The sequence below is a fragment of the Paenibacillus sp. J22P51 genome (assembly GCF_059692215.1).
Map to the genome: position 1 here is coordinate 231,196 of NZ_JCAUAZ010000007.1, position 18,334 is coordinate 249,529.

The 18,334-nt window shown below is 45.3% G+C and carries 20 protein-coding genes and 1 pseudogene; 18 read left to right on the forward strand and 3 right to left on the reverse strand.

Annotated elements, in window-relative coordinates:
- The first annotated feature begins 61 nt into the window (after positions 1–61).
- Positions 62–823: a phosphoribosylformimino-5-aminoimidazole carboxamide ribotide isomerase gene (hisA, locus tag AC58QC_RS17320; RefSeq protein ID WP_497416372.1), complete on the forward strand. Its 762-nt coding sequence runs from the start codon at positions 62–64 to the stop codon at positions 821–823.
- A 33-nt stretch (positions 824–856) separates the two neighbouring features.
- The gene (locus AC58QC_RS17325) at positions 857–2,230 is read left to right on the forward strand and encodes a PDZ domain-containing protein (protein WP_497416373.1); all 1,374 of its coding nucleotides are present in this window, start codon (positions 857–859) and stop codon (positions 2,228–2,230) included.
- A gap of 10 nt (positions 2,231–2,240) precedes the next feature.
- Here the strand turns inward: AC58QC_RS17325 and AC58QC_RS17330 are convergent, their stop codons facing one another.
- Positions 2,241–3,119 carry an alpha/beta fold hydrolase gene (locus AC58QC_RS17330; RefSeq protein WP_497416374.1) on the reverse strand — a complete coding sequence of 293 codons (879 nt, stop codon included), beginning with the start codon at positions 3,117–3,119 and terminating at the stop codon, positions 2,241–2,243.
- A 93-nt stretch (positions 3,120–3,212) separates the two neighbouring features.
- On the opposite strand from AC58QC_RS17330, the gene AC58QC_RS17335 reads away from it, so the two are divergent.
- The 5 genes from AC58QC_RS17335 (at position 3,213) to AC58QC_RS17355 (ending at position 8,091) form a co-directional block, all read left to right on the forward strand.
- Complete coding sequence (locus AC58QC_RS17335; protein WP_497416375.1) at positions 3,213–4,766, forward strand: tetratricopeptide repeat protein; 1,554 nt, start codon at positions 3,213–3,215, stop codon at positions 4,764–4,766.
- Between the two features lie 105 nt (positions 4,767–4,871).
- Positions 4,872–5,774 carry an S-layer homology domain-containing protein gene (locus AC58QC_RS17340; protein WP_497416376.1) on the forward strand — a complete coding sequence of 301 codons (903 nt, stop codon included), beginning with the start codon at positions 4,872–4,874 and terminating at the stop codon, positions 5,772–5,774.
- Between the two features lie 134 nt (positions 5,775–5,908).
- Positions 5,909–6,085, forward strand: coding sequence for a hypothetical protein (locus tag AC58QC_RS17345; protein WP_497416377.1), 177 nt, complete (start codon positions 5,909–5,911; stop codon positions 6,083–6,085).
- Between the two features lie 91 nt (positions 6,086–6,176).
- Entirely contained in the window at positions 6,177–6,959 is a 783-nt protein-coding gene (locus AC58QC_RS17350) for an alpha/beta fold hydrolase (protein ID WP_497416378.1), read from the forward strand.
- A gap of 223 nt (positions 6,960–7,182) precedes the next feature.
- On the forward strand, positions 7,183–8,091 hold the full coding sequence (locus AC58QC_RS17355) for a Gfo/Idh/MocA family protein (protein ID WP_497416379.1): 909 nt from the start codon (positions 7,183–7,185) through the stop codon (positions 8,089–8,091).
- Positions 8,092–8,618: 527 nt separating this feature from the next.
- Here the strand turns inward: AC58QC_RS17355 and AC58QC_RS17360 are convergent.
- The gene (locus tag AC58QC_RS17360; protein ID WP_497416380.1) at positions 8,619–9,692 is read right to left on the reverse strand and encodes an LLM class flavin-dependent oxidoreductase; all 1,074 of its coding nucleotides are present in this window, start codon (positions 9,690–9,692) and stop codon (positions 8,619–8,621) included.
- A gap of 289 nt (positions 9,693–9,981) precedes the next feature.
- Here AC58QC_RS17360 and AC58QC_RS17365 point away from each other — a divergent pair, with 289 nt between their 5' ends.
- The 11 genes and pseudogenes from AC58QC_RS17365 to AC58QC_RS17415 all read left to right on the forward strand — a co-directional run bounded on the left by AC58QC_RS17365 (position 9,982) and on the right by AC58QC_RS17415 (position 17,863).
- Positions 9,982–10,377 (forward strand): zinc ribbon domain-containing protein, encoded by a 396-nt coding sequence (locus AC58QC_RS17365; protein ID WP_497416381.1) that lies wholly within the window; start codon positions 9,982–9,984, stop codon positions 10,375–10,377.
- 7 nt (positions 10,378–10,384) lie between these two features.
- Positions 10,385–10,972 carry a histidine phosphatase family protein gene (locus AC58QC_RS17370; RefSeq protein ID WP_497416382.1) on the forward strand — a complete coding sequence of 196 codons (588 nt, stop codon included), beginning with the start codon at positions 10,385–10,387 and terminating at the stop codon, positions 10,970–10,972.
- 68 nt (positions 10,973–11,040) lie between these two features.
- A pseudogene (locus tag AC58QC_RS17375) lies at positions 11,041–11,499 on the forward strand (GNAT family N-acetyltransferase); the annotation flags it as partial.
- Positions 11,500–11,559: 60 nt separating this feature from the next.
- Positions 11,560–12,270 carry a class I SAM-dependent methyltransferase gene (locus AC58QC_RS17380; protein ID WP_497416438.1) on the forward strand — a complete coding sequence of 237 codons (711 nt, stop codon included), beginning with the start codon at positions 11,560–11,562 and terminating at the stop codon, positions 12,268–12,270.
- Positions 12,271–12,284: 14 nt separating this feature from the next.
- Complete coding sequence (locus AC58QC_RS17385; RefSeq protein WP_497416383.1) at positions 12,285–12,635, forward strand: VOC family protein; 351 nt, start codon at positions 12,285–12,287, stop codon at positions 12,633–12,635.
- A 42-nt stretch (positions 12,636–12,677) separates the two neighbouring features.
- Positions 12,678–13,553 (forward strand): RNA polymerase sigma-70 factor, encoded by an 876-nt coding sequence (locus tag AC58QC_RS17390; protein WP_497416384.1) that lies wholly within the window; start codon positions 12,678–12,680, stop codon positions 13,551–13,553.
- A gap of 73 nt (positions 13,554–13,626) precedes the next feature.
- A complete protein-coding gene (locus AC58QC_RS17395) occupies positions 13,627–14,070 on the forward strand; it encodes a carboxymuconolactone decarboxylase family protein (protein ID WP_497416385.1) in 444 nt (147 codons plus the stop codon).
- Between the two features lie 247 nt (positions 14,071–14,317).
- Complete coding sequence (locus AC58QC_RS17400) at positions 14,318–15,421, forward strand: fatty acid desaturase family protein (RefSeq protein ID WP_497416386.1); 1,104 nt, start codon at positions 14,318–14,320, stop codon at positions 15,419–15,421.
- Positions 15,418–15,735 (forward strand): MocE family 2Fe-2S type ferredoxin, encoded by a 318-nt coding sequence (locus AC58QC_RS17405; RefSeq protein WP_497416387.1) that lies wholly within the window; start codon positions 15,418–15,420, stop codon positions 15,733–15,735. Before AC58QC_RS17400 ends, AC58QC_RS17405 begins: the two co-directional genes overlap by 4 nt.
- Positions 15,736–15,841: 106 nt before the next feature.
- Positions 15,842–16,861, forward strand: coding sequence for a LacI family DNA-binding transcriptional regulator (locus AC58QC_RS17410; protein ID WP_497416388.1), 1,020 nt, complete (start codon positions 15,842–15,844; stop codon positions 16,859–16,861).
- Between the two features lie 24 nt (positions 16,862–16,885).
- Positions 16,886–17,863, forward strand: a complete 978-nt coding sequence (locus AC58QC_RS17415) for an aldose 1-epimerase (protein ID WP_497416389.1) — start codon at positions 16,886–16,888, stop codon at positions 17,861–17,863.
- Between the two features lie 268 nt (positions 17,864–18,131).
- Here the strand turns inward: AC58QC_RS17415 and tatA are convergent, their stop codons facing one another.
- Positions 18,132–18,332, reverse strand: coding sequence for a twin-arginine translocase TatA/TatE family subunit (gene tatA / locus AC58QC_RS17420; RefSeq protein ID WP_028555878.1), 201 nt, complete (start codon positions 18,330–18,332; stop codon positions 18,132–18,134).
- Between the last annotated feature and the right edge of the window lie 2 nt (positions 18,333–18,334).

An 18,334-nucleotide genomic window follows, 5' to 3' on the forward strand; every position in this document is an offset into this window, starting at 1 on the left:
TATGTTATACTAGATGGAAAATCGTTCAAGTATTACGAATGTCAAAGGGGAAACAGACGTCATGAAATTTAGACCATGCATCGATTTACATAACGGGAAAGTGAAGCAAATTGTCGGTGAAACCTTGGGAGGCGAGGGACAGCCAGTCGTTGAGAATTTTGTATCCTCGTACGACTCTACTTATTATGCGGAGATGTTTAAAAGAGATCGTTTAACCGGCGGGCATGTGATCATGCTTGGCGATGGGAACAAAGAAGAGGCGCTAAGAGCGCTTGGGGCTTATCCTGGCGGCCTGCAAATTGGCGGCGGAATTCAGGCGGAGAACGCGAATTTTTATCTAGAGCAAGGGGCGTCTCACGTCATTGTAACTTCCTACATTTTCCGTGATGGACAATTGAATATGGACAATCTCGCGCGCATCGTTGCGGCTATTGGGAAAGAGAAATTAGTCATTGATCTAAGCTGCAAAGAAAAAGATGGCAAGTGGTATGTAGCTACCAATCAATGGAAACAGTTAAGTGATGTGGAATTAAATCAGGAGACGATTCAATTCTTTGAGCAGTATTGCGATGAATTTCTCATTCATGCGGTGGATGTCGAAGGGAAACAGAGCGGCATTCAACAAAGCTTGGTAAGCTCATTGGCACAGTGGGTCACGATTCCAACTACCTATGCCGGCGGTGCAAGATCGTTTGAGGATTTGGCGTTGTTTAGACAGCTTTCTCAAGGGAAATTAGATATTACCATCGGCAGTGCCCTTGATATTTTCGGTGGAAAGCTCTCGTATGATGAGGTTGTCCAGCAATTAAGCATCGCACTGTAGCGATAGTGTTTGTTCGCAAAAAGGATGTGTGCAATGGCACTTTGGCACAAGCTGTATTATTGGGGAATAGGTGTAATCCTTCTGTTAATCATGATAGGAGAGCTAGTTTGGCTGCCGGATCCGTTAAGATGGGGGTCTCGCTATTATTGGATAGACCTCATTGATCTATTGATTTATGCGATTGCGCTAGTTCCTATGCTATGGATGATAGCTGCACTGCTGCACCTCGCACAGTCACAAACACAGTGGTTGAAGGTATTTCGCGGCCTTATTAGTTTCATTTGTTTATTAAGTGTTGGTATCGTGATTTACATGCCCAAAAAGCTGGAATTCTCCGCTACCGTCATGATTCTTAGCCTACTGCTTATCGTTGTGGATATGATCCTGCACGAACGGAAGAAACGAAAGGTGCCACGCCAAAGTATGATCGTATTTGGTGTGACACTAGGTCTCTTATTGTTGATGCTGTGGCCAACGCAATACTTAGTGACCTATCCAGGTATCACGCTTAACATGAATCGTTATGCACAAGCCGAAGGCGGATCAAAGCATGGGGATATATCCGGTGTTCTTATTTTCGAACGACCAGCGTTTCCGATGGATTGGTTGTATGCGAAGCTTTTTAGAGACTACACCTTCGAGAAGATTGAAAATCTGGGCATGTCCATAGGCGAGTATAATCAAGAAGTCCGTACGATGAAGGAAGATGCGAACGCCGCAGGCAGCGCAATTGCCTTCCATAAAGTGGGACTAGGCAAAGGCATCCTATCGGAAGGTGTGCGGATCACTGCTGTCTTGCAAAATACGAAAGCTGCTGAAGTGCTGCAACCAAGCGATGTCATAACCGCATTGAATGGCCATCCGATCACAATGGTCTCAGAGCTAAGTGATCAGATGCATGGAATCAAACCCGGTGAATCCATCAAATTGTCTGTGCTACGTAATAAAGCGAAGGTCGAGTTGTCCGTTGCAACGCGTGCAAGTACAGACGACCCGACTCGTGCTTCAATCGGAATCATGATCGCTAATGAGCTCAGATACGATATCCCTGAACTCGTGACCTATCATAACTACTTGCTGCACGAAGGTGGACCGTCCCATGGCGCCATGCTGGCGTTAACGTTAATTGACCAACTTACACCGTGCGGTGTTACGTATGGTCATCACGTTGCAGGGACAGGCACGATAGAACCTGATGGCTCCGTCGGACCTGTTGGTGGGCTTGTGCAGAAAGCTTATACGGTGAGCCGAACGAATGCGGATGTGTTCTTTGTACCGATCGCTAATGAAGCGGATGCGAGAAAGGGTGCAGGCGATCTGCGTATCGTACCCGTTCGAACGCTAGATGACATGTTGAACTGGCTGAAGGCCAATCCTAAGGTTGGGGCACCAGCTTGCTCACCATAATTCAATCGAGTTAGTCTCTGGCTGCTTCATATAGCTTTCGGGCAACGAGTTTGGGCTCGTAAATCGCGGTTGTCATATGATCGCCATGCAGTTGAATGAAGCGAAATAGGCCCAATCGACTAGACATGTGCGGATGCCAACCATAGTTAGGATCGCCTAATGGAATCACATTATCTTCCATGAGGTGTACGTAACTTTTGGGAATAGGAAGGCTATAAAATTTCTTCAGATCTAATTTCTCGAATAAAGGACCTGCCGGCTCGGGGAAAGCTTTTTTGTAGATCTGTTGGGCTTGGCTAAGGCTGGCCAGATTGGTGAAGGCTTCCCTAAAAAAGTCAAAAGGCAGCGTAATCGTATTGTTTTTGGAGCTTGCGTTAAGCTGCTTAAAATTGTCTACGACTTGTGGTGGTAATTCATCAGCAAGCATTTCGCCATCTTTGAGGACAAAAGCATTGAGAAAAACGAGTCGCTTCAAGCGATCGGGTACTAGCTCCGCTACTTTTTGGATCACTGAACCTCCAAAACTATGGCCAACAAGGACGACGTTGTGCAGCTTATGCGAAATGATGAAATCCGCAACAGATTTGCTTATCATCCCATGGGTCACATTTTTATTCGGGTCAGCGCCGTGTCCTGGAAATTCAGGAACGTAGACGGTATGGCCTTTTTTGCTTAGCTCAGCTGCAACGCCTGCCCAGAAGCTGGCATCCGCCCAGGAACCATGAACAAGAACGAAGGTAAGCGGCTGTTCTTTTTCACGGAAGGATGAGTCATCCTCTTGGATCCAAGGGATTGGCATATAGGGCCAATTCGTAGGCATATACGGTAGTTGATAGGGGTTTGGCCATGAAGTGTCGGGATTTGAGTAATTCTCATTCAGGTATGTCATTGTGGTCTTCCTCTCGCGTATTGATGTATTACTATATGCCCAGAAGACATATGTGCGATTAGAATTTGAAATCGAAGGGAAGTTGGTCCACGAATGGCTCATATCGAGCAGAATATGTACCGATTTAGTGAAGCACCCATTTGGGAGCTGCAGCGTGCTTATTATGAGGAGCAAGGGATTACGGCTTGGCAAAGCGGAGATGTTCCACAATACATAACAAGTAATCGGGTAATGGCCATTTCTTATGCGGAAATGTTGTTTGCTTTCCTGCAAGATCGAGCTCGAATGGGGCAGCTGACGGAGTGTGTGATGATCCTAGAACTGGGAGCAGGTTCGGGACAATTCGCTTTTTATGTGCTCCAGGAGTTAACGAAGCTTACACGAACAGCAGGCATACCACTGCCACCATTTCGATATGTGATGAGCGATTTGGCAGAGAAAAATATCGCGTTCTGGCGACAGCATACCTGCTTAGCTCCTTTTGTGGAGCTGGGGTTGCTTGATTTTGCCAAATTTGACGCGGTGCAGGATAAAGAAATTCAATTATTACACGCAGGTGAGCGCATCGGAGCAGGTGATATGATGCAGCCTCTAGTGCTTCTGGCGAATTACTTTTTCGATAGCCTGCCACAGGAATTAATTTATGTCGAAGATGGGCAGGTGTATGATTGTCGGATTTCGCTGCAATTTCCAGAGGGCGCATCTGAGCTGAGTGCTTCCCAGCAGCTGAAAGAGGTAGTTGGAAGCTATCATTATCAGCGGGACCAAGGTTATGACGATGATTCCTATCCATACCGAGATCTATTAAATGTGTATCGTGGGCACGTATCTGATTCTCATATTCTTTTGCCCGAGGTAGGCTTGCAGTGTTTAACGCGTTTGAAAACATGGTCGCGAGACGGCTTCCTGCTGCTCACGGCTGATAAAGGGGATCACCGCTTAGAAAGCTGGGAATACAACGAGCCGCCGAAGCTCATTCATCACGGCAGTATTTCATTAACGGCGAATTATCACGCATTAAGCTATGTGTGCGAAGCGCAGGGAGCCCTGCCACTGTTCACGAAACATCCTTATACCTATTTAAACATTGGATGTATTCTTAATCTCTCAGAACCTGTCCATTATGGATTAACACGACTAGCCTACGAGAGGTTTGTGGAACAATTTGGTCCCGATGATTTTTTCAATTTAAAAGAAGCTTTTGATTCGCAGATTGCGAATAAGTCTATGCCTCAACTTTTGGCCTTGTGGCGCTTAAGTGGCTATGATACTCAGTTTCTGCTGCCTTGTACCAAACGCCTCATGGATGTAATTCCAGATTGTGGGGAACATGAATGGATGGCGCTTCAGCAAGGAATTGAACGAATGTGGGCACATTATTATCCAATGGATGACAATACGGATGTTGCGCTAGCTTGTGCGATCTTGTTATATCAAATGGAAATGTATCAGGAAGCAATCCCTTACTTCGAACACACACAGCCTAAGCTGGCAAATGATGCGACTGTTCTCTATGAGATGGCGGTGTGTTACTACGAGTTAGGGCAGGATGATGCCGCAAGGCGATTTGCTGAGCGAACGATCTTGGTATCACCTGAACATGAGGAAGCAGTTGCTTTGCGTGAGTTGTTGGATTCGCTTGTTTGATAAAAAATGTGAGTTGTTGCAACAATCACGTTGCTCTCAACGTTAGGAAGGTATCCATATCAAATGGTGCTAAATGCCAACCAATTAACGAGGAGGAGTTCATTCATGAAAAAAATAGCAGCACTAAGTTTAACTTTTCTTTTGGGTAGTAGTTTGACCTTCGGTTCCGCTTATGCGTTCTCAGACTTAGAAGAGGGACAAGCAACTGCGGTTCTAGCTTTAAAAGACCGAGGTATTGTCAGTGGTTTTGATAACGAGCACTTTGTACCGAAGGGTAAAATCAGTTATGCACAAAGTGTCCAAATGATCGTCAAAGGTCTGGACCTCAACTTGGATAATATGCGCTTCATTAAGCAACCATTAGCATCCGATAGCTATTCGAATATCCCGAATGATTCTTGGTATGCCGATGCGTTCATTATTGCGCATTACCACAATCTGGACATCCCTAAGGATGTCAATCCGAATGCTACGATAACTCGCGAACAATTCGGTAATTTGCTCGTAAAAGCACTTGAGACCAAAGGTCAATTTCCACTGGTGAAAATGTATATCCCAATCAAAGACGAGGATCAGCTTACCGTGGATTACCAAGGTACGATTCAAAGATTGCTGCTCTACAAAATAACTGCTCTGGATGGGAACGGCAAGTTCAATCCCAAAAGCGAACTAACAAGAGGAGAGGCGGCGAACTGGCTGTACAACGCCATTCGTGTGCTAGAGACACATGTGAAACCACCACAAGTAGAAGAAGTCACCGTATCGGTTGAAAAAGTGAACGATGATGTGAACAAAGTAACGCTATCCAGAGGTATCAAGCCGAATCCTGGCTACGGGATTGTCATTGATAGCATCGAGTTCCAGTCGGGTAATCAAGCAATCGTGAAGTACTCGTTGAAGGAGCCACAACCTGACATGATGTATGCACAAGTCATGACAGAGGCGAAGGCAGTGACTTATGTGTCTTCGAATTATGAGGTGAAGACTGAAGCTAGCAGGCTGAAATAATGAAAAGAAATGCTGTCATCCGATGAGGGATGGCGGCATTTTTTTGTGCTTTTGCCCCCCTGTATTCGAACTGTGCAAGCTCGTACTCTCTCACATAGAATATAGCATCCTCTATCAGACGGGTGGTGAGAGATATGAAAACAATCAACTATTACACGTTGGCATTAGGCTTATTGGGTGCGGCCAAATTAATTTTGGACGCATTTGGCATGGACTTGATAACTGATGATACAGCGAATGCCATTGCCAATGGTGTTGCTGCAATATTATCTGTAATTGGCGTTTACACGAACCACCAAAAAGAGGAGTAATTCCGAACATCCTCCACACCTTTGACACCGATATTTGCCTAGTTGAATATCGTATTGCACAGAAGTGATTTTCATAACGGAGGCGTCAATCGTGGGATACTATGTTCAAGTCGAAAATGGTGTGAAATTGTTTATCGAAGATGTTAATCCAAAAGGGACGAAGACCATCCTGTTTATACATGGGTGGCCTTTGTCACATACACAATTTGAATATCAATTTAACGTGCTCCCCGGACTGGGATATCGCTGTATTGGTATGGACTGGCGGGGATTTGGGCAATCGGATAAACCGATGGATGGCTACACGTTCGATCAACTGGCGGATGACCTGCACGTCGTGATACAAGCGTTAAAGCTGGAAGGGATTACGCTTGCAGGCCATTCGACAGGCGGCGCAATCGCGATTCGTTATATGACCAGACATCAGGGCCATGGCGTGTCGAAGCTAGTGCTGATCGATGCAGCTGCTCCCACGGGGTTTACCAACGAAACAGCGGCAAAGTTTCTGCAGGAGAATGCCAATGATCGCGCAAATATGCTGCAAAGTGTAACGAATACGTTCTTCTTTCAGTATATTACGGAGCGATTCTCGGATTGGTTCTTCCAAATGGGCTTAGAAGCAGCTAGTTGGTCAACCGCGGCGGTTATTCGATTGCTGCGGGATGAGAATGTGGCTGCAGATCTAGGACGAATTGAAGTACCGACCTTGATTGTTCACGGGATTCATGACAAAGTGATACCGTACCAGCAAGCGGTTGAAATGAATAAACGAATTCCTAACTCGCAGCTAACACCGTTTCATTACAGCGGGCACGGCGGTTTCTGGGAGGAACGAGATCGGTTTAATTATATACTCACGCAGTTTATAGGTTGATTGCTAAGTGAGTGATTAATTAATACGGGATATAAAGGTAAGCCTCCCTAGTTGGGGGCTTTTGGTCGTTATCGAGAGGAGTTTCTTTGTTTATATATAGACTATCAAAAGATTTGTCTCTTAGGTGAAGGTTCATTATGATGGGAGAGAAGAGATTCTCGTTCAAGTGTTTAACACCATCGTCTACAATATCACTCAAATTGGCTTGGAGGTTGTTTCAATTATGAATCATACTACATTACGAATTGGTATTATTGGTATTGATTCCTCTCATGCACCAACGTTTACACAATTGTTAAACGAAACGGAGCATCCATTTCATGTTGCAGGTGGTAAGGTAACGATTGCTTATCCCGGTGGTTCGCCAGATTTTGAGATGAGTTACTCCCGCATAGGTGGGTTTACGGAGCAGCTTCGCGATTATTATGGCGTCCAAATTGTCGATTCTCCGGAAGAAGTAGCTGAAAAATGTGATGCCATACTCATGACCTCTGTTGATGGCCGTATTCATCTGGAACAATTCCGCCGAGTAGCCGCTTACCGTCGTCCTATTTTCATTGATAAGCCTATGGCTGTTTCTTCAGCGGATGCACGTGAGATCCTAGTCTTAGCGAAGTCACATAATATCCCGATTATGAGCTGTTCTTCTCTTCGCTACACGGAGGAATTGACGATTACCTTAGAAGATTCGGTTAGCAGCAAAATTATCGGAATGGATTGCTACGGTCCAATGGCCTTACAACCGACACAACCAGGATTGTTCTGGTATGGTGTGCACACGGTGGAGATGCTTTTTAGATCACTAGGCAAGGGTTGCCTTAAAGTAAGTGCTGTAACGACGGAGGATCATGATGTCATTACTGGCGTGTGGGAGAATGGCGTGATTGGCACGATTCGGGGCAATCGGAAGGGCAACACACAATTTGGTGCGCTGCTGCATTTTGAAGCCAATACGCAATTTATCGATGTATATAAACATCCGAAGCCGTATTACGCCAGCCTTTTGGAAAAGATTATGACAATGTTTGTGACGGGAGCGCCAGATATCGATGAGGATGAAACGTTGCAAATTATTCGCTTCATGGAAGCCGCAAATGAGAGTCGTGAAACGGGACTTACCGTATATTTATAGGTAATTGAAACATGGTTTGGGTGGGGGAACTCACCTTGCCAATTTGGGCACGCATTCGATTGATAAAATCAGCGGCGCCTAGGAGAAGGTGGATGTGCCTCCGATGGAAACGCCATTTGAGTTACAGTATAAGGATTTGCTGATAGCGATTGAGGCAAAAAGTGAAACAAGTTGTCCTCCATAGTATGAGCGAAGTGTGATCGCAGTGCTAGAGGCAGTGTATCGTTCTTCGGGGACAGGCGTGGAACAATATCTATAGGTGGAAATGAGAAATAGCTGGAAAATCTCCAGCTATTTTTTGTCATTTCTGCGCTTTGTGGAAAATAACTGGAAAATATCCAGTTATTTTCGATGATACTAGCTGATTCAGCTTAATATCGTAAAAATAGCTGCATGTTTTCCACGTAATTGGTAATTTGGCGCAATTTCCGTGAAATTAGCTGTACTTTATACAGTTAACTGTTGAAGGACGAGGCGGGGACTCGTCTCCCATTGCAAGATCAGAGACAAGAGCTATACAGAAGAGCCTATTTAGACGAGCTGCCCCGAGCAAGTTCCTTGCGTACGATCGGGGCAACCTTCGTGCCTAACAGCTCAATCGCATGAAGCATTTCACGATGCGGCATCGTACCGACGTTGAGATGGAGGAAGAAGCGGGTAACGCCTAGGTTTTTGCGCAATAGCAGGATTTTCTCAGCGACATACTCCGGATCGCCTACATAGAGAGCGCCGCGAAGACTGCGAGCAGCGTCGAAGGTAGCACGATTGTAGGCTTGTCCCCAACCGCGTTCGCGTCCGATGACGTTCATTTGTGCCGCTGTTGGTTCGTAAAACAGCTCAGCTGCCCTCTCACTCGTATCACTCACAAAGCCATGAGAATGTGTTGCAATTTGTAAGGTTTCTGGATTATGACCTGCTTGTCGGGCGGCTTGTTTATACAGTGCCACAAGAGGGGCGAAGCTCTCTGGCATTCCGCCAATGATGGCAAAAGCGATCGGCAGCCCCAAAATCCCAGCACGAATCGCAGATTCCGAATTGCCGCCACTGGCGATCCAGACGGGAAGCGGGCTTTGAACGGAGCGTGGATACACGCCAAGATTCGGGATGTCCGGACGGTGAGTACCTTGCCACGAGACCTTTTCGGATTCACGGATTTTCAGCAGTAAAGCCAATTTCTCCTCGAATAATTCATTATAATCGTCAAGACTATATCCGAACAGTGGGAAGGATTCGATGAAGGAGCCGCGACCTGCCATGATTTCGGCCCGGCCATTCGAGAGCCCATCCAGTGTTGAGAATGCTTGATAGACACGAACCGGATCATCGGAGGAAAGTACAGTGACCGCACTTGTGAGTCGAATATTCTTGGTTACCGCAGCGGCGGCTGCCAAGACGATTGCAGGAGCAGTACCTGCATAATCAGCACGATGATGCTCGCCAATCCCATATACATCCAAGCCGACTTGATCGGCTAATACGATCTCCTCAACGGCATTGCGAATCCGTTCAGCGTGGCTCATTATTTGACCTGTCGCGGGATCAGGTGTTGTTTCCAAAAATGTACTAATGCCTATTTCCATTGTTGCTGCTTGTACAGACATCTACGTTCGCCTCCAAGAAAAGTAATGACTATATTGTCTCATGTGAGGAACGAAGGGACAAGTTTTAATGGTACGAAGGATGTTTCACCGCCAATATTGGACTTCTCAGCCCTATAAAACAGCCAAATCAAGTTCGCTAAGCCGCTGAGGTTCAGCGATTAATTGCATTTCGGATATTTTACCATTCGTCATCGAGAAAGGTGTTCTTCTTTCATTATGCGCAAACGTAGGCAGGGATATTTTGGCATGTATTGAATATAAGAAGGGTGAACAGGGAAGGGGATATACAATGATTGAATGCCCATGGTGCCAAGAACACGTGCAGCTGATTAATGACGTTTGTCCTGCTTGTAAGCAGGAGGTATTTACGAACCATTTGCATCATAAGTGGGATGAAAGTGATGTTGAGGAGTTAGCCGAGCAAGAGGAAAACCATGATCTGAGTTTGGAAGTGAAGATCTCACATCATTTTACATGCAGTAAATGTAAGCATGATACTTGTCGTATCAAAGAAGTGGCGATGACAGGGACGGGAATAAGCAAGTTGCTCGATATTCAGCACAATCATTTCATATTTGTCTCGTGTATGAATTGTGGTTTTGTAGAAATCTATGATCCGAATGTGTTACATAGCAAGAATGCAGGTACTTTAGGAACCATTTTGGATATTTTATTTGGAGGATGAGACTTAGATGACGCTTATTGGACTTATACGACATGGGGTAACAGATTGGAATACAGCAAGACGTATACAAGGACATACGGATATTCCTTTAAATGCTGATGGGCGGAAACAAGCGGAATTACTTTCTAAACGAATGGTAGATGAGGAGTGGGATTTCATCTACGCCAGCGATTTGGGACGAGCGCTAGAAACAGCGGAGTTTATTGGACAAGTGAAGCAATTGGAAGTGAAAACGGATCCACGTTTGAGGGAAATGTATTGTGGACAGATGGAAGGAACAACGCTGGAAGAACGTGTTGCAAAATGGGGAGAAGACTGGTCCCAACTAGATTTAGGAATGGAGACGCATCAAGCTATTGCTGCGCGAGGGGTGAGCTTCATTCAGGAGATGCTTGAGAACCATCCGAATCAGAAAATTTTAATCGTAAGTCATGGTGGATTACTTGGACTGACATTAAAAGATTTGATCCCACATGAAGATATCGAGGAACATTTGGATAACACGTCTGTTACGAAATTACGCCATACTGAGAATCGCTGGGAATGCTTACTTTATAATTGTATAGCGCATTTACGAACGGAGCCGAACTCCTAGAAGTTTAATAAAGCTCTGTATGCGAATAAGAGGTTAAATGCAGTTGTTCTTGGAGGCGTATAAACCCCATGCTAATTTACCAAACAGAGACACTAATCGTTCGCGAACTCGAGCTCAACGATAAGGTTTTATTAGTTAAATGGCTGAATGATCCCTTGGTTTTAACTTATTATGAAGGCCGAGATAGCCCTCACGATATGGATAGGGTGAATGAGCATTTTTATCAGGAAGATTCGGCGGTCAGATGCATCATTGAATTTCATCATCAGCCGATCGGATATATTCAATTCTATGAGCTGGGTGAAGAGGAACGTCTCGAATATGGCTTTAAAGACCCAACTGAGAAGATCTACGGAACGGACCAATTCATAGGAGAAACCGCATATTGGGATAAGGGGATCGGAAAACAGCTCGTAACGTCAATGCTGGATTATTTATTGAGTGTCAGGAAGGCGGATCGTGTTGTGATGGATCCGCAGCAATGGAATGTTCGAGCAATCTCCTGCTATGAACGTTGTGGCTTTACGAAAGTGAAGGAATTGATTGCACACGAGATGCACGAAGGTCAGCTTATGGACTGTTGGTTAATGGCTTACTCGCGGATAACGAAGATCAGAGATGAAGAAAGAAAATATCATGAAGCTTGCTATGAGAACTATAGGTTATTTGAAGAAGGCTCATGGCTGGCTAAGCCTGTGAAAACAGTCATGGAGCAATTGGCCCATTTCGACGCTTATGAAGAAGTGACAGTTCTGGATCTGGGGTATGGGGTTGGACGGAACAGCATTCCGATGGCGCGAGATTTGATCCCGCGAGGCGGGAAAGTTGTCTGTGTAGACATCATGCAATCTGCCATTACTAAGCTGCTAGCTTACAGTGAGCAGTTCGGTGTTCATGATCAGATTGAAACGCATGTATCAGACATAGGAGACTATGTAATTCCACCTGAAGCCTTCGATTATATCGTCGCGGTATCGACGCTAGAGCATGTTGACTCCGAACAAACCTTCAAGCAAGTGCTGACAAGGATTGGCCAAGGCACTAAAGTTAATGGGGTTAATTGTTTGATTATCAATTCGAATCTGCAGGAGATTGATGCGCTGACTGGTGAGGAAGTAACACCTTCTATCGAACTGAATCTTACGACGGATCACTTACAATACCTTCTGAACAATCATTATGTTGGTTGGGACATTGTATTCACGACAATAAAGAAGTTATCATTTAATATTGAGCGGAACGGCAGACAGATACTGTTGAAAACTGATTGTTTAACCTACGTCGTTCGAAAAACTTAGTGGAGGTTTCATGTATGCACCCTATCCTCAATGAAATTGGCACTGTTTTTATCCCCGTGCGGGACATTGCACGAGCACGTGACTGGTATTGTGATCTGTTGGGTGTCACTAATGATGGAGAGATCCTTCACGGACATTTGTATGTGCTGCCTATGAAGGGAACAAGTATCGTGCTGGATAGCAAGATATTCGCCGAAGATCATATTTTCAAGGCACCCGCTTTTCATTTGAATACCAAAGACATCGAGGCTGCTTATACATATTTGCAGGAAAAAAATGTGGAGCTAGTGACTGGCATTGAGCACGGGCACTGGTTTAATTTCAAGGATCCTGATGGGAATATGCTTATGATATGTATGTGTTAGTGCCCCGCGGTTACACTACAAGGGGGAAAGGAGCTTCATTCCATGGAGTTGGAAAGCGTCTATGTTACGTATAAACAGCTATTATTTTCTGTTGCGTACCGTATGTTGGGCTCGGTATCCGATGCGGAAGATATGCTGCAAGACATGTTCATCACGTTGCAGAAGACAGACACAGAGCATGTTACGAATCTGAAATCGTATTTAGTCAAAATGGTGACCAACCGCTGCTTGAATTTCTTGAATTCAGCTAGCAAGCAAAGAGAAACCTACATAGGCTCGTGGCTGCCGGAGCCCAAAGTGACCTCATCCCGCGAGGATCCCATGGGAAGTCTGGTACAAGAGGAAACGATATCCTATGCGTTTCTAGTCTTGCTCCAAGAATTATCCGCTGTGGAGCGGGCGGTCTTCGTGCTCAGAGAAGTGCTCGGTTACGAGTACGATGAGGTCGCCGATATGGTCCAGAAGACAGAAGCTAACTGTCGCAAAATTTATAGTCGCGCGAAAACCAAAATTAATCTAGCTTCTGAGGAAGATGAAATCACGTTAGGTGAGACGGAGCCTCTCGTCAAGAAATTCCTTCACGCGGTAGAAACGGGGGATTTCCAAGATTTCGTCACACTGCTAATGGAAGATGCTGTTATGGTTTCAGATGGAGGCGGGAAAGTTCGCGCCGCTATACAACCGATCTACGGGAAACAACGGATTGCTGCGTTTTTCGAAGGTGTCCGGGCCAAAGGGGCGCTGCAGGGGAATTGGCAGCCTACAACTTTCAATGGTCAGACTGGACTTGTACTCATGCTGGATCAACGACCTCAAATGGTTATCTTGTTTGAACTAGCTTTTGGTCAGCAGCAATCAAGCCAAATGTACCTAATCCGTAATCCAGATAAATTGCATCATATTTATTCTTTGCAATAATGTCACAAAACTTCAATCTCATTTGTCTTATTAGCGTAGAACAAAAATAGAGATAAATGTGGAGGAGATTTCGATGGAAGTTAGAATTCAGCACGGTAAAGTTAACCCTGAGGCTTACCAAACGATGATGAAACTAGAAGGATTCATTAAGGAAAGCGGCTTAGATGGAACCCTTTATGAGTTTATTAAGATTAGAGCTTCTCAGATCAATGGCTGTGCATTTTGTCTAGATATGCATACGAGTGCGCTTCGTAAAATGGGTGAGACCGAGCAACGTATCTACTTGCTCAGCGCATGGCGTGATGCCCCAATTTATAGTGAGAAAGAAAAAGCAGTGTTGGAATTAACAGAAGCCGTAACTAATATTTCAGCTTCAGGTGTTCCGCAAGAAGTATTCGATCGCGTACGGAAGCATTTCGACGAGCGTGAGTTTGTAACACTGATCATGGCGATCAATACCATTAATTCTTGGAACCGCATCGCGATCTCGACAGGGATGTTCCCAGGGTGTATGTAAGATTATACTTTTTACAATAGATAGCAGTACGTTTAAGTCATGGATGGGGAAATTCCTATTCGTGGCTTTTTTCTTCTTGAAATGGATGGAAGGATGCTATAAAATAAAATTGTGCCCGAGCACGGAAATATACTTATAAGCAAAGGCAATTCGAAAAAAGTCGATTGGCTTTATTTTTTATCCAATTACGTGCCCGAGCACGGAATTGAAATTCCTACATTTTACAATGATAAAAGGAGGCGTTACCATGGCGATTGTTGTCCAGAAAAGAGACTACAGCATCACTGGACAGGAAAGCAAAAAAGCACAAGAACGCGGTTTAGCAGGTGCAGAGTGGTATGCAAGTCCCATCCCCCGCGCGAAGATGAAAGAGCTCATGAAACGAAAGGATGGACCAGCGATCCGGGACACACTTATCTGGTTTGGAGCGTTACTCGGATTCGGCTATCTGGCGTTCCTGTCTTGGGGAACGTGGTGGGCGGTTCCTGCTTTTTTCGTGTATGGCGTGCTATATGCTTCACCTGGCGATTCGAGGTGGCATGAGTGTGGTCATGGGACGGCATTCAAGACCCCTTGGATGAACGATGTTGTCTATCAGATCGCTTCGTTCTTCGTCTTGCGTTCGGCAACACCATGGCGTTGGAGCCATGCGCGGCATCATACCGATACGATTATTGTCGGCCGGGATCCAGAAATTCTGACAGAGAGGCCGCCGATTTGGAAAATCATCATGATGCAAATTTTTCATTTGTACGGTGGACCGATCGAGATCAAGCGATTTGCTCTGCATACGATTGGCAAATTGGAAACGGCTGAGATGGACTACATTCCAACTTCGGAGTTTCCGAAAGTATTTCGTGAAGCACGCATCTACATGCTCATTATCCTTGCCGTTGCGGGAGCTTGCCTATTCATGGGGAGCCTGCTCCCTGCCATGTTTATATTCTTACCCTCCTTCTATGGAAATCTGATGGTACTTCTTTTTGGGATGACCCAGCATCTTGGACTTTATGAGGATGTACTGGATCACCGACTGAACACACGTACGGTTCGGATGAATCCGATCTTTCGATTCCTGTATTGGAACATGAATTATCACACGGAGCATCACATGTTTCCGATGGTACCGTACCACGCGTTACCTAAACTGCATCAAGAGATGAAGGACGATTGCCCGACGCCTCGCACGAGCTTGTGGGCTGCTTTGAAAGAGGTAGTGATTGCGCTGCGTTTACAAAAGAAGGATCCCTCTTATGTAGTTGTGAAGCCACTCCCCGTAAACGCTAGACCTTATTATTTTGGCAATGGTATCGATAAGGAACACTCTGACTTAAGGAGACTACCATCATGATTAGCGAATGGATTGAGGTATGTGCGATAGATGAACTAGATGAGGAGGATGTCATTCGATTTGATCATGGGGATGCGACATTTGCTATCTATCGGAATGCGGAGGGCCAATTTTTCGCCTCGGACGGTTATTGTACCCATGAGAAAATTCATCTTTCGAACGGTTTAGTAATGGGGAACATCATTGAATGTCCGAAGCATAATGGTCGATTCGATATTACGACGGGGGAGCCGAAGCGCGTGCCTGTGTGTGTAAAGCTCAAAACGTATGCCGCGAAAGTAGAAGCAGGTAAGGTGTTCATCCAGATCACCTAAGAGAGTGCCCGATTGTGAAAAGCAGCTCCGCGGACTTGATCACAGACCTATTTTCGATCATACTAATAACGTGCCCGCGCACAATTCATTTCGAATGGAGAACGGTATGAGCATTACAATTAGGGAAATTGCACTGCAAGCTGGTGTATCCAGAGGTACTGTAGACCGCGTGCTGAATGGAAGGTCTGGCGTAAAGCCAGCAATCAGGGAACGTGTACTTGCCATCGCAGATGAGCTTAAATATGTACCCAACGTGGCCGCTAAAGCCCTTGCTTTTAATAGAAAACCCATACAAATAGGTATCGTGATGCCTCCGAAGGAAATCTCATTTTTTGATGACATTCGCAAAGGCATTCATGCTGCGGAAGATGAGTTAAAAGGGCTAGGTATATGCTTAGAATATGCGTATATCAATAATGAACAGCTAGATGATGGTGCGAAAGCCATCCAAACGCTGATTGCTAATGGCGCAAGTGGCATTCTATTCTCAGCCATCGATGATGAAGCGAACCGAGCAAGCATTGATACGGCGATTGAGCAAGGGATTCCCGTAGTTACCTTTAATTCGGATATTGAAAACTCGAAGCGGAGCTGCTTTGTTGGTCAGGATCTTGGGAAAAGCGGTGAAATCGCTGCGGGTCTCATGTCCCGTATGTTCAAGGGCAAAGCGAAGGTGCTAGTTGTCGTAGCGAACATGAAATTCCATGCGCATCGCCTACGGGCTCATCATTTTAAGGACAAATTAGTCCAAACTGGGATTGAAGTTGTTGGTGTGATTGAAGGGTACGATCGCTACGAGGATACATTTCGCAAATTGAATGATGCACTGAAGATGTATCCGGATTTGGATGGCATTTATATGGCGACAGGTCATGCTGGTGCTTGCATCGATGCGGTTAAATTGGCTGGAAAAGGCGGTCAGCTTCGCATTGTGTGTAATGATTTGATGCCTGAAGTGGAGCAGGGACTGCGAGAAGGGTTAATTGATTTTACGATTATGCAAAATCCGATTCAACAAGGGTATCGTTCCCTAAGGATTTTGTACGATTTGATTTTTACGGGAAAGAAGCCGGATAGTGAATATCAGTATACCGAAACTAGCATATTGATAGCGGAGAGCCTCTAACTTGGCATGAAAGGATGCTGCACAATGAGTCGTTATGCTGTGAACCAGGTTCAGGAGTTGGGATACACGTTGTTAGAGTTAGTAGATTCCGAAGGGGATGAGAGAGCTAAGATAACGCCTGATTTTGGCGCTAATTTACTTTCGTATATGTGCAAGAATATCCCGATCATTGTGCCACCGAGCAGCTTGCAGCCATTCATCGATCATCCTAGCTCACATACGATGTATGGTACACCGATCTTATATCCTCCGAACCGCATTAAGAATGGGACATTTACCTTCCAAGGTAGGGCATATAGCTTACCGCTGAATGAGCCGCCTTATCATCATTTACACGGTGAAATTTCGCATAAATCGTGGCATATCGTAGAGATGGGTGCTGCAGACCAGAATGGTGCTTACGTGACTTGTCAGTTCGACTTTGCGGAGCATCCGGAAATCATGAATTATTTTCCCCATCCCTTGTTATTTCGTGTCACACATCGGTTATTCGAAGGACGTTTGACCACGCAGATTACGGTTGAAAATAAAGGGAATGACACGGCGCCATTTGCGCTTGGGCTGCATCCGTATTTTGCCACTCCGTTCGCTGGGGAAGAAGCTGTGTTAACCGTACCTGCGATAGAGGAATGGCCGGTTACGAACTTAGCTTTCGTGAAAGGGCCACCAACGGAGACGGATTTCTGTAAAAGCTTATCAGGTGGCATTTCCCTTGCCGAATATCCCCAACTCGGTTGCTCACTAGTAACGCTTGGGGATGATCGAACATGCCGCTTCATCATGAAGGAGGCCGGCTATCGCATTGCGTACCAGATCGATCCGATGTTTCCGTTCGCTGTCTTTTTTAAACCGGATTGGACAGATGCTTTCTCAATCGAACCTTACACGTATGTGACGGATGCGTTTAATCTCCCCTATCCGCCTGAGCAGACGGGGGCAAGGGGAATTGCTCCTCAGGAAATTATCCAGGTATCAACGGCAGTATGGTTGGAGTTGCTGTAGTGTTAATGTGGAGCGGTATGATGAAAAGGAGCCTTTCACGATGTGAAAGGCTCCTTTTTTCTGTGCCTGCTTCCGCTTATAGCGCGGCTTCTTACTGTAGTGATGAAAAACATCACTACAGATCAAAAAAAGCAGTGCCAGCATGAGTTTAAGATCTGTAGTGATGAAAACCATCACTACAGATCAAAAAAAGCAGTACTAGCATGATTATAAGATCTGTAGTGATGAAAAACATCACTACAGATCAAAGCATTGTGCCTGCTTTTGCTTATAGCGGCGGCTTTTTGCCTTCATTTTCGATCAAATGATCATGTTCGCCATCTTCCATGATATTGCGTGTTGAGTTACGGAACTCACGCAGAGTATCCCCGAAGGCGCGGCCCAGCTGTGGCAGCTTGGAAGGTCCGAAGACGATTAAGGCGATAGCCAGTATTAAGATTAATCCTGAAACCCCGATATTGTTGAACATAC

Excerpts from the sequence above, each read along its gene's own strand:
- AC58QC_RS17370 (WP_497416382.1), top strand. The coding sequence starts at position 10,385 with ATGACGCTTATTGGACTTATACGACATGGGGTAACAGATTGGAATACA.
- AC58QC_RS17335 (WP_497416375.1), top strand. The coding sequence starts at position 3,213 with ATGGCTCATATCGAGCAGAATATGTACCGATTTAGTGAAGCACCCATT.
- AC58QC_RS17365 (WP_497416381.1), top strand. The coding sequence starts at position 9,982 with ATGATTGAATGCCCATGGTGCCAAGAACACGTGCAGCTGATTAATGAC.
- AC58QC_RS17395 (WP_497416385.1), top strand. The coding sequence starts at position 13,627 with ATGGAAGTTAGAATTCAGCACGGTAAAGTTAACCCTGAGGCTTACCAA.
- AC58QC_RS17325 (WP_497416373.1), top strand. The coding sequence starts at position 857 with ATGGCACTTTGGCACAAGCTGTATTATTGGGGAATAGGTGTAATCCTT.
- tatA (WP_028555878.1), bottom strand. The coding sequence starts at position 18,332 with ATGTTCAACAATATCGGGGTTTCAGGATTAATCTTAATACTGGCTATC.
- AC58QC_RS17390 (WP_497416384.1), top strand. The coding sequence starts at position 12,678 with ATGGAGTTGGAAAGCGTCTATGTTACGTATAAACAGCTATTATTTTCT.
- AC58QC_RS17380 (WP_497416438.1), top strand. The coding sequence starts at position 11,560 with ATGGCTTACTCGCGGATAACGAAGATCAGAGATGAAGAAAGAAAATAT.
- AC58QC_RS17345 (WP_497416377.1), top strand. The coding sequence starts at position 5,909 with ATGAAAACAATCAACTATTACACGTTGGCATTAGGCTTATTGGGTGCG.
- AC58QC_RS17410 (WP_497416388.1), top strand. The coding sequence starts at position 15,842 with ATGAGCATTACAATTAGGGAAATTGCACTGCAAGCTGGTGTATCCAGA.
- hisA (WP_497416372.1), top strand. The coding sequence starts at position 62 with ATGAAATTTAGACCATGCATCGATTTACATAACGGGAAAGTGAAGCAA.
- AC58QC_RS17355 (WP_497416379.1), top strand. The coding sequence starts at position 7,183 with ATGAATCATACTACATTACGAATTGGTATTATTGGTATTGATTCCTCT.
- AC58QC_RS17330 (WP_497416374.1), bottom strand. The coding sequence starts at position 3,119 with ATGACATACCTGAATGAGAATTACTCAAATCCCGACACTTCATGGCCA.
- AC58QC_RS17415 (WP_497416389.1), top strand. The coding sequence starts at position 16,886 with ATGAGTCGTTATGCTGTGAACCAGGTTCAGGAGTTGGGATACACGTTG.
- AC58QC_RS17405 (WP_497416387.1), top strand. The coding sequence starts at position 15,418 with ATGATTAGCGAATGGATTGAGGTATGTGCGATAGATGAACTAGATGAG.
- AC58QC_RS17340 (WP_497416376.1), top strand. The coding sequence starts at position 4,872 with ATGAAAAAAATAGCAGCACTAAGTTTAACTTTTCTTTTGGGTAGTAGT.
- AC58QC_RS17400 (WP_497416386.1), top strand. The coding sequence starts at position 14,318 with ATGGCGATTGTTGTCCAGAAAAGAGACTACAGCATCACTGGACAGGAA.
- AC58QC_RS17360 (WP_497416380.1), bottom strand. The coding sequence starts at position 9,692 with ATGTCTGTACAAGCAGCAACAATGGAAATAGGCATTAGTACATTTTTG.
- AC58QC_RS17385 (WP_497416383.1), top strand. The coding sequence starts at position 12,285 with ATGCACCCTATCCTCAATGAAATTGGCACTGTTTTTATCCCCGTGCGG.